Origin of the sequence: Microvirga splendida, from assembly GCF_016427565.1 — a bacterium.
Taxonomy (GTDB): domain Bacteria; phylum Pseudomonadota; class Alphaproteobacteria; order Rhizobiales; family Beijerinckiaceae; genus Microvirga; species Microvirga splendida.
In genome coordinates this window covers 134,650-144,833 of record NZ_JAELXT010000011.1, presented here as the reverse complement: position 1 = coordinate 144,833, position 10,184 = coordinate 134,650, and the positions used below count along the sequence as shown (strand labels likewise).

11 protein-coding genes are annotated in these 10,184 nt (G+C 59.1%); 6 read left to right on the top strand and 5 right to left on the bottom strand.

The genetic code is table 11. From position 1 onward, the window contains the following. The coding region (locus JAO75_RS12945; RefSeq protein ID WP_199049555.1) for a hypothetical protein at window positions 1-321 on the bottom strand (321 nt) is incomplete at its 3' end. Window positions 322-332: 11 nt separating this feature from the next. Beyond that, window positions 333-2,489 (bottom strand): glycosyltransferase family 2 protein, encoded by a 2,157-nt coding sequence (locus JAO75_RS12940; protein ID WP_199049554.1) that lies wholly within the window; start codon window positions 2,487-2,489, stop codon window positions 333-335. Window positions 2,490-2,873: 384 nt separating this feature from the next. Here JAO75_RS12940 and JAO75_RS12935 point away from each other — a divergent pair, with 384 nt between their 5' ends. Further along, complete coding sequence (locus tag JAO75_RS12935) at window positions 2,874-4,892, top strand: acyltransferase family protein (RefSeq protein WP_199049553.1); 2,019 nt, start codon at window positions 2,874-2,876, stop codon at window positions 4,890-4,892. Between the two features lie 416 nt (window positions 4,893-5,308). Here JAO75_RS12935 and JAO75_RS12930 read toward each other — a convergent pair whose 3' ends face one another. After that, window positions 5,309-6,328: a calcium-binding protein gene (locus JAO75_RS12930; protein ID WP_199049552.1), complete on the bottom strand. Its 1,020-nt coding sequence runs from the start codon at window positions 6,326-6,328 to the stop codon at window positions 5,309-5,311. Between the two features lie 310 nt (window positions 6,329-6,638). Between JAO75_RS12930 and JAO75_RS12925 the strand changes: the two genes are divergently transcribed. The 5 genes from JAO75_RS12925 (at window position 6,639) to vapC (ending at window position 9,115) form a co-directional block, all read left to right on the top strand. Then, a complete protein-coding gene (locus JAO75_RS12925; protein ID WP_199049551.1) occupies window positions 6,639-7,286 on the top strand; it encodes a nucleoside triphosphate pyrophosphohydrolase family protein in 648 nt (215 codons plus the stop codon). A 31-nt stretch (window positions 7,287-7,317) separates the two neighbouring features. After that, the gene (locus tag JAO75_RS12920; protein WP_199049550.1) at window positions 7,318-7,977 is read left to right on the top strand and encodes a hypothetical protein; all 660 of its coding nucleotides are present in this window, start codon (window positions 7,318-7,320) and stop codon (window positions 7,975-7,977) included. A gap of 43 nt (window positions 7,978-8,020) precedes the next feature. Beyond that, window positions 8,021-8,362 carry a hypothetical protein gene (locus tag JAO75_RS12915; RefSeq protein WP_199049549.1) on the top strand — a complete coding sequence of 114 codons (342 nt, stop codon included), beginning with the start codon at window positions 8,021-8,023 and terminating at the stop codon, window positions 8,360-8,362. Between the two features lie 121 nt (window positions 8,363-8,483). Next, window positions 8,484-8,702, top strand: coding sequence for an antitoxin (locus JAO75_RS12910; RefSeq protein ID WP_343234610.1), 219 nt, complete (start codon window positions 8,484-8,486; stop codon window positions 8,700-8,702). Next, complete coding sequence (gene vapC, locus JAO75_RS12905) at window positions 8,699-9,115, top strand: type II toxin-antitoxin system tRNA(fMet)-specific endonuclease VapC (RefSeq protein ID WP_199049547.1); 417 nt, start codon at window positions 8,699-8,701, stop codon at window positions 9,113-9,115. The genes JAO75_RS12910 and vapC overlap by 4 nt, the downstream gene beginning before the upstream one ends. 79 nt (window positions 9,116-9,194) lie before the next feature. On the opposite strand, the gene JAO75_RS12900 is transcribed toward vapC, so the two are convergent. Both JAO75_RS12900 and JAO75_RS12895 read right to left on the bottom strand, forming a co-directional pair. Beyond that, window positions 9,195-9,572 carry an HNH endonuclease signature motif containing protein gene (locus JAO75_RS12900; RefSeq protein ID WP_199049546.1) on the bottom strand — a complete coding sequence of 126 codons (378 nt, stop codon included), beginning with the start codon at window positions 9,570-9,572 and terminating at the stop codon, window positions 9,195-9,197. Window positions 9,573-9,582: 10 nt separating this feature from the next. Then, window positions 9,583-10,158: a hypothetical protein gene (locus JAO75_RS12895; protein ID WP_199049545.1), complete on the bottom strand. Its 576-nt coding sequence runs from the start codon at window positions 10,156-10,158 to the stop codon at window positions 9,583-9,585. Window positions 10,159-10,184: the final 26 nt, after the last annotated feature.

Below are 10,184 nucleotides of genomic sequence, written 5' to 3'. Positions count from 1 at the left end.
GATGAGGGGCAGGCGGGTGAGCTGCTCCTGGACGGCGGGCGAGAAGGCGCGGATCACCGAGTTGGGGGTGATAACCATGGTGTCGGTGGCATGGCAGGTGTTCAGAAAAGCGAGCACCTCAGCCTCGTTGTCCTCGGCCACGAGGGTGTCGGGGGCGTGCGGGAAGGCGGGATCGCGCTTGGCCGTGAGGCAGACGTGGCGGATGGGGCGGCCCTGGGCTGCGGCGATGGTGTTGCGCACACGGCCGGGAATGCCCCCGATCTTCGACACATCCTGAACAAGATGTACAATCGTCCGAAGCTCAGGGGATTGCAATGGCATCGATGATCCTGTCATTCTCCAGCTGCCTCGATCCGCCGCTGTGACGAGCGCGAAGCGGACTGGACGTTAACGCTCTGCCCCAAGAAGGACTCGTCAGAAGACTTTCGCCTCTCCGTTGCAACGCCCTGAAGGTGATATACTTTGCTGTGCGGCGTATAGACGATCCGCTGCTGGAGATGGCGGCGGATGAAGTCGCACAGAATCCAGTCGGAGCGGTAGTGCGGGGCATTGCCGCTATCCAAGCCTCCGGCAGCCCTGATCGTCTCCGGCCGCAAAAGGCCGCAGAACAGGGGGGCGTAGGTGAGTTCGATCAACCCGTCCTCCCGGTCAAACTCCAGATCGAGGATGTTGTTGTGATGGATTGACAGATTGATGTCGCACTCGAAGGCATCCACGGCCCCTGGCACGTGAACCCTGGTGATCCTGTTGCCGGCGGGGAGAACCTGCCGCGGAACGGCCATGCCCACATCGTCATGCTTGAAGAGAACATAACGTAATTCATCAAGCCAGCCGGGCGTGGCAAGGGTGTCGTTGTTGAGGATCAGGATCTTGTCGTCACCGTCCATGACCTCGGCCAGACCACGGTTCACGGCAAAGCTGAAACCGGAATTCCGGTCCTCTTTGATGAGACGCACATTCTCGAAGAGCCCGGGCAGATCCTCCAGGCGGGCATAGGTTTCCTCGGAGGAGCCATTGTCGACGATGAGAACCTGATAGGGGACAGATGTCTGCTCCGCGATCGATCTCAGGCACATCTCGAGTTCGCTGGCCGACTCGTAATTCGGAATGACGATTTGAACCGGCTCGACGGGCAGCTGGTTCAGTTTCGGCTGACGCCGAGCCCGTGCCGAACGGGAAAGGGAGAAGGCCAGCTGATCGCGCCCGTCAGTTGTCGTAAACGCCTGCGACCATTCCGATCGCTGGACGAGTTTCGCGTGGACCAATTTGAGTGCCGAGATCGAAGCTTCATCAGTCACATGTTCGCTGCCTGCTTTGCCCTGGAAGGAATGGCCGAGGAGGCAGGGAATGGCGAGCGGTTGCGCGATCTCGGTCATCCGGAGGATGATGTCCCATCCGACATGGTGTGTCAGGGACGGATCGAATCCTCCAATCTCGCGCAAGAGCTCACGGTCATGCAAAAGTGCAACAGGGGCGATGTCGTCCCTGTTTTCCAGACGTGGACGACTAAAAGGGGCAAATCTGATGCCCTTGAAGGCCCTTCCTAGACGGGCATCGGCATCGAAGCTGTCCCACAACACATGGGCGCCGTAGGCGATCCGTGCGCTCTGTGACCGGAGTTGATTGAAGAGAATGAGGAGGAAGTCGGGATCCCACTGAGCGGTGTCGTCGAGATATGCAATGATCGTACCGGATGCGTGTTCGACACCTAAGTTGCGAGCGCCTCCGACCCCCACCGGAGTGGCTACAGGGACATACTTGATCCGGCTGTCGCCGAACTGCCTGATGGCGCTCTCCGTGTCGGGATTGGCGCTCGCATCGTCGACAACGACCAGTTCCCAGTTCTCGTAGGACTGCAGGAGCACCGAAACCACCGCATCGGCAATTGCAGCCGTGCAGTCATGCGTGGTCATGATGACAGAGATGAGCGTGTCCTGTGAAAGCGCCGCATAATCGGACGCGAGCTTCCTCTTGCTGTTGTCCATGTAGGCGACAACCCGCAGATCGCTTTCCCACAGCTCTGGACCGATCGTATCGGGCATGATCATAGCCCGCCGGCGATAATCGTCGAAGGTATTGTAGAGTTTGTGGAGCCTGATTTTGATTTGGTAGGGGGCCAGGTATCTCGTGGGCGGCACACGGCAGAGGAGAGGGGAGGCGGTGACGCGGTAGAGATGCCCCTGGGGAACATGCGCACGATCGGGATAGCGGAGGTTTTCAAAAGCCGAATTCGGATGATGTCCGTCCCTCATCCCGGTCTCAAGGTAGAATCGATACGCCTCATCAGGGTCCTGGGGGGCTTCAGGATAGAAGGTGGTATACCAAGCCGCATCAAAAAGCTGCCTCGAGATGTCAACTCGCGCTGTTTGCTCGGCCGCCTCCACCTTGGGCGGCTTGGCAGCCTTGATCGGCTTCGATGTTGCAGGAGAGGGAGCGGTGATACGCTGGGCAATGGCTTTCGTTGCCCGGTCAGACAGCAGGAGCTTCAACCACTGCCGAACGGGCTGAGGAATGAGGGAAAATGCGGATCTGAGAGCGTACCGTATCATATTCGTCTATATGCGATTGCTAAAACAATGCGTTAGTCGCGCAGGCTCCCGAACGCAACCTCTGTAACAAAATTTCTCAAGGCCTGATAGGGAGGGCTTGGGCAGTCCTCAGGAGGGCTGCTGGCTTCCCAAGCAATCCAGATAAGTAGGCTCCCGTCAAAAGGTCGAGTGCCAGAGGCAGGAAGAGCGAAGTCTGGCAGTCTCAGCCAGGTCTACCGTGGGCCCACGGGATTATCGCCACATAAAACCAGTCTGCGCTCACGCTTGCCAATGAGCCCGGGTTCTGGGTATGAGCCTCGGATACTCAAGTTATAAAGTTAAGATATGATCCTCTTCCGGCATCACCTTGTACCAGAGATCCAGGGCCTTCGCGCCGTGGCGGTGCTGGCTGTTCTGATCTACCATATCTGGCCGAACATCTTGCCCGGTGGCTATGTCGGGGTCGATGTGTTCTTTGTCATCTCCGGCTACCTGATCACCGGCTCCCTGTTCAAGGAGTTTGAGCGGACCGGGGGGATCGACATCCCTGCCTTCTATGCCCGCCGCGTCCGCCGCCTGCTGCCGGCCGCCACCCTGGTCAGCCTGACGGTGGCGCTCGCCATCCCGCTGTTTGCCCGCGCCCAGTGGGCGGACATCGCCAGCAGTATCGTCGCGAGCGCCCTGTACGTTCAGAACTGGTTCCTGGCCGCCCAGGCGGTCGACTATCTGGCCGATGACTCCAAGGGGCCGATGAACCACTTCTGGTCGCTCTCGGTCGAGGAGCAGTACTACATCGTCTGGCCGCTCGTGCTTCTGCCCGTGGTGCACCTGGCGCGCCGGGCGGGTGTGAGCCCACGGGCGGTCTTTCTAGGCTTCATCGGCCTAATCGGCATCGGCTCGCTCGTCTACTCGATCCTGCTGACGCCGCAGAACCCGGGGGTGGCCTACTTTGCCACAACCACCCGCGCCTGGGAGCTGGCGCTCGGGGGCGCGCTGGCGGTGCTTCACGTGAGGGGCAAGGTGGTCGGGACGGGCTACGCCCGGCAGGTGCGCGCCGGGCTGGGGCTGATGGGGCTTTTCGCAATCGGGGGGGGCTGCTGGGCCTACAGCGACCAGACGAGCTTTCCCGGCTATGCGGCGCTGCTGCCCACCCTCGGGGCGGCGGCGGTGATTGTCTCGAGCGGCGTACAATCGCCATGGTCGGCCGCCCGAATCCTGAATACGCGGGTGTTCCAGTATCTCGGCGATGTATCCTATTCGCTCTACCTCTGGCACTGGCCGATCATCGTCGCCTATGTCGAGATCAGCGGGCGAGCCATCGGGCCGCGCTCCGGTGCCCTGCTGCTGCTGGCCGCCCTCATCCTCGCTCACGTGAGCAAAACACTCGTCGAAGACCCGTTTCGGACCGCAAGATTTGCGCTGAGACGCACCCTCATGCTTGGCATCGGCAGCATTGCTCTGACCACTCTTGCCGGTACAGCCTATCTGATGCGCGACCTGAATGATCCGATGCCGACCGCGATTGCGGCGGCCCCGCGAGGCGCGGCAGCCATGAAAGATCCCCAGTACGACTGGAGGAGCGAGGATCCCACAAAGGTTGTGCCGAGGCTCGAGAAGGTGAGAGCCGATGTTTCCTCGGCCTATGCGGCCAAGTGCCACCAGACGGTGCAGGCAACCGAAGTCCTGACATGCGACTACGGAGATCCGCGAAGCGATGCCAAGATCGTCATGGTGGGCAATTCCCATGCCACCCACTGGTTTCCGGCTTTCGAGGAACTTGCACGCGCGCAGCCCATCTACTTCCGTGGCCTGGCAAAGTCCGCATGCATCTTTTCCGTGGAACCCGTCTACGATGCTGAGTTGAAGCGCCCGTATACAGAATGCGCGCAGTGGTCCAAGAACGTCATCGACTGGCTGTCACGCGAGCGCCCCGATGTGGTTCTCATCTCCCACTCGCCGGGTGAGGGCAAAGTCACCCCTGAGGTGCTGGCGGCAACTTGGAAGCAGCTGGTCGACATGGGGTTGGATGTTCGGCACGTTCGATCCATTCCCCGTCCGTCATTTGACGTCGGCAAATGCATTGCCGGCCATCACGATTGGAAGGCCAAATGTGTGCCTTCACGTGAGAAAGTGTTGAAGCGGAATAATCTCTATTTCGCAGCCGAGCAGCTCAAGATCCCAATCCTAGACTTTTCAGACTATTTCTGCGATGCCAAACATTGTCCGGTCATCATTGGCGACGTCCTCGTCTACCGAGACAGCCACCATATGACGGCAACGTTTGCGCGAACCCTTGGCAGGCCGATGGAAGAAAAGCTGGCGCCACTATTGCACTTCAAAGCCGCCGACCGGAATTCAGGTTAACCCATACAACTGGACGTTGCCCTGTGCTTGGTTCGGAGGCTGTTTCCTCGCGCCTCACGGGGATGCGACCGGTACGTCGATGGACTTATGAGGAGTTTCCACCTCGGCAGACGGATTGAACTATTGAACCTCAACCTCCGATTTCGCACGGACGGGTTCATTCCGTGATCAAAAACCGAGAAGCCTTGCTTGTGCCGATCAAACCAGCCGCAAATCGCCGTCCGGTCCTAAGATGGTCCATGTTGAGCAGGGAGAACAGCAGCAAAGGAAGGCGCCCGTACCGAAATTCCATGAAACTGCACCGGAGCGATTGGTATCGCATCCGGTGAGCATGTCTCACAACCGTCGAGATAGCGTCGCGTCTATCGTGATCACTGCGGCTTCGGTTTTGGTGTCAGAGTCTCATCAGATCGATCCTAGACAACGAGAACGTCTGCGTTGGTCAATTTTAGACCTGTGGAGAGCTTTGCCATGATGACCTGCTCGGTCGAGCCGGTGCCGTCCTGATCGTAGTACAGAAGGCCATTGTCGCTGTCGTAGATAACACGGTCGGTTGCGTCGTGCGCCTCAAGGCCAATCCAGAATGCAGTACCCTTTAGGCGGCCTGCCGATCCGAGAGCCGTGAACACGTTGTTGTCGAGCCAGATTGTGTCGTCAGCGACGGAGAAATCCCGGATTGTGTCAATGTTTGTGTCCTTCGGCGCCGAATAGAAGACGAAGGCATCCTGCCCGCCTCCGCCGCGAAACAGGTCCGTCCCCCAGCCGCCGTAGAGCCGGTCGTCGCCCGCGCCACCATGCAAGTTATCGTTACCCGAACTGCCGTAAATACGATCATTGCCGCTTTCACCGGAGAGCGTGTCGTTGCCCAAACGGCCGTTGATCGTGTCGTTTCCGACGCCACTAAGGATACGGTCGCTGTTAACCGTCCCTGTAAGGGTATCATTGACCCTCATGTACGGGAGTTGGCCATAGAGAGGTACATCGGACCTGCTGATATCGTCCGGAAGACTTGCCGTCCAACTCAGGCCGGCGGCATGTAGCACAGATGCGACGACGGAATTGCTGTTGACGTCGCCTCCGGAAATTTTCTCGAAGATATCAACGCTGTAGTTGAGATCTGCGTTCTCGATGTTGTTAGCATGCTGCACCATGATCTTCCAGACGTCGTTGGCATCTCTGATGCCGAGATCGAGGACTTCACGATGCCTCTCCTCACGGGTGTCCGAGCCTCTCCGATCGGGCGAGGTGGATAGGTTCACATCAGCAAGGGTCTCAAGGCCACCGGCCGAACCTGGCTCGTTGCCCCGAATAACTTTCTCCGAGACAACACGCCCCTGTTCATCTGTAACCGTCTTGACGAGGTATAGGTGGAGAAAGCCGCTGTCTATTCCCTCAAATTCTACGGGCTTGGCTTCAATGGCAATAACGGTGGGCATGGGTAACTCCTTGAGCAACTCGGCGATTCTAGGGCCCCTGACGGGCAGCAGTGTCATTAACTTTGCTGATCGCGGGGCCGTTCCACGCTGCATCAAAGTAGCGCGGCGGCAGCATCAAGTGGCACGGACGTCCCGTTTCGAGACTGTATGCAAGACATTTGACGGAGCGCTCGCGAGTTTGCTTGAGCATGCCGGGGCGCACACGCTCATCTATCGGTGACAAAATCTGTCACCTCACGGTGAGAACAAAGATTGAACTTGTGCGTTTCCCCGCCTGAACAAGACTTAAGCCTTAGTTCCGAGGTGGCCTATGAGCTCAAAGCGCAACTCCCTCGTCTTGCCGCCCTCTCTTCCCGCCGCGGCCCGCAAGCTCTTCGAGCCGTTTCCCACTGTCGCTGGGGATGACGAGCACTCATACAGGCAGCGTCTCGCCGATATGCTTGCAACCTTGCAGCCAAAGAATTCAATTGAGGCATTCTGGGCCAAGGACATCGTCGATCTGACTTTAGAGATCGAGCGCCTAAGACAGGTTGAGGCCGGACTTCTTGAGGCGCAGGCGCGTGATGCAGACCGCACTAACGATACAATCCAAAGGCAAATGGCGGAGGGATTTGCCGGCATCAAACTCTATAGCTGGGCTCGAGAGCGAGGGCTGGACCACCGGTCGAACACGCCAGAGATCAGGGCACAATTTGCCAAAATAGTAGAAGAGTATCTTGCCACGGATTCTCAGGGTCCAGTCTCACAAGCTCGTCCAGCGGGTCCGAGTGATATAGCTCAGTCCTTTATTCAACACAGCTCCGAGCTTGATCGGATCGGGCGCACGATCGCGATCTTGGAAGCCCGACGCCGATCGGTTCTCCAGGAGCTGGAGCATTACCGCGCGGCCCGACGCGTTCGGGCCCGTAAGGCAGGGAGAAACCGCGCTTCATTCATTGAACCTGTTGGATCGTACTGACAGCAGATCGTACAGCACGAGAGCCTCCCCGATGACCCGCACCCGTTTGCGTACCAAGCCTCGGCGGAGATCTGCGGCATCTGCAGCAGGCTTGACGCTCGCCCGGGGCGAGGATCACAAGGCTTATCGGGCGCTTCACCAAGCGATCACTGCTGATACCCGTCCATGCGATGCCATCGAGACTTCGCTCGTTCAAACCATCATCGATGAGATCTGGAAAATTCAACGTTGCCGGATGATCGAGGCGTGCCTGTTGGCGGGTCCTAAACAGGACGGAGCGCGCCAAACCGCGACAGCCATGTTAACGTCTACCAGCCAACCCGCAGGGCTACCGGAAGGCCAGGGCCCAGCACCGCGCCGTAGCAGGCTGACAACGCCATCTGAGGCAGATCGCATCGCAGCACGGACGACACTTCTTGCTGCCTATCAGAAGCACGCTGCCTCCCTGGAACAGAATGTCCGCCAGCGGACCCGCGCTGAGGCTCTGCGCGATGCGGCAATCCGGGACCTCGAGTGGTACCGGAATTCTACTTTACACGATGCAGAGCCGGAGATTGAGGACGCCGAGTTTACTGAGGTCACGGTCGATGGGATCAACCCGGAAACAAGAAGCCAACCGGCGCAACGCCCAGAAGAGCACCGGTCCCCGCAGTCCAACCGGGCTCGCTCGCGCAAGCCGCAACGCGCTTAAGCATGGACTCGCGGCCGCAGACCGGGATTCTGGCCATGCCAGCATGGTCGGCGAGCTCGTACAGGATCTGCTCGACGAGTTAGAGATAAGCCAAGAGTACGTGCCGGAACTTCGTGCGATCATTGAGGCAGAGGTCAACCTGTTGCGCGCCCGCTCTATCCGAGCGAGCCTGCTGCAGGATCTCTTGAACCAGATTAAGGAGGACGCTCTCGATGCAAGCGTGGTGGCCTTGCTGGCTCAACTCACCCGTGCTGACCGCTACGAGCGCCGCGCCCTTTCGCGCCGCAAGTTCGCGGTGCGTGATCTGACCAAGGCCTTGAACGAGCTATCGGTGTCTCCCGCAGGCGACGAGGTCAGGCGGCTCCTGAACTGGCGTGCTGCCTAAAGCGGCGGCGAACCTTGCCCATGTGCTTGGTGGATTGGGAAAAACGCCTTGACCTGCACGAGTCACATCTTGAAGGACCACAAATTTTGTATATACTACCATGTATATACGGAGGGTGCGCGTGGCCACTGCAAAGGTTTTTCAGTCGGGGAACAGTCAGGCCGTCAGACTGCCCAAGCAGTTTCGGCTGACCAGTGATGAGGTCGAGATCTATCGCCGGGGCGACGAAATCATCTTGCGGGAGAAACCCCGCAATCTGGCCCGCGCATTTGAGCTGTTGTGCGATCTCCCGGAGATCGAGCGCGAGGATAGTCCGCCGCAGGAGCGCGAGGGGTTATGACAGCTCCACCTCGTTATCTTCTCGACACCAACATCTGCATCTACATCCGCCGAGAGCGGCCGCAAGCCGTCCTGAACCGGTTCAAGGTGTTGCCTCCTGGCTCGACGGCGATCTCGGTCATCACCTACGGGGAGTTGACCTACGGAGTTCGCAAAAGCCTAGAGCCTCGTAAAGCGATGATGATCTTGGAAGAGCTCACTGCGCTGATCCCGGTCCTGCCGCTGGCCGTTGATGTGGCTGAGGCGTATGGAGCCATCCGAGCCGATCTGGCCGCTCGCGGCGAACTGATTGGCAACAACGATCTCTGGATCGCCGCCCATGCCAGGAGCCTCGAGGTGATCCTGGTTACTAATAACGAGAAGGAGTTTCAGCGGGTGGATGGCCTTACAATCGAGAACTGGGCCAAGGGATAAATGCTCTTCGATGGCTGCCCTGAGATTGCCGCTGCGCTCGTTGCATCACTGCAAGCGAACTTGTCGATGAGAAGGAGAGTTATTTCCGTGGCACGATGGTACCGTCGATCTTCTTCTTCCAGCGGCTTTGTCTTCCGCAGGGGAGGGGGCGTTTGGTCTTTGCAGCGCCCAGATGCTGGATCTTCTGCCGTTTGGCTTTGGCGGCACGCCGATGATCGTCGCGTGTTTTGGCCGCTGCACATGTCTCATGCGCAGGGCCCATGTTGTCGGGCTCGTCCGCGCCTCCCAGTTCCAGCGCCCGAATGTGTTCGATGATCCAGCGCTCGCGAACACCGTCAATGCGCCCCTGGCATAGCACACAGATCCCTTTGGCCCGTTCCCATATGGCAAGCCGCACCCGTGGCGAGAGCTGAGACCTTTTTGTTGTCCCGAGTTCTGATGGTTCAACAAGAGGCATTCCCCGATCCTCAGTCGCTGCTGGCATCGGGAGGGGCTTTGTCCACCGCCGGTGCTGATGCGCTGTCCTTCCGCTCTTCGGCTAGAGGGTTGGTGCTGCCATAAATCTCATACGGAACGAGCCGAACCCGCAGCCCGACTGAGGCGACGGTGAGCCCTGGGACGTCATGAGGCGCGGACAACAACTCGGCGTCGAGGGTCTGGCTTCCAGAGCGCGCATCGCACGGCTGATGAGCCAGAACAGTTTCGCCGTCGTGGTCGTGGTCCGACGTCGCCGAAGGCAGGTTCGGTGACGGCAAAGCGTCAACAAGGGCAAGGACGCGGTCTGCGCGGCGAACGAGGGCCGCCGTCATGACGGGATCCAATCCGAGGCGCTGATTGAGCGGATCCCGTAGGAGCAGCGCAAGCTCCCGGATCAGGCGGATCAGGAGATCGCAATCACGGCATGTACGCAGAGCCGCTTCTTCAGCAGCGTTGCTATCACGGGCAATTAGAGCCTCAACAACGGCGCGAGCCGAGCGGATAGAATAGCGAAGGTCAGAATGTAGATCTAAGGGATGAGTAGATCGATCTCGACCATCAGTCACGCGGCGAACCTCCCAATCATTTGTTT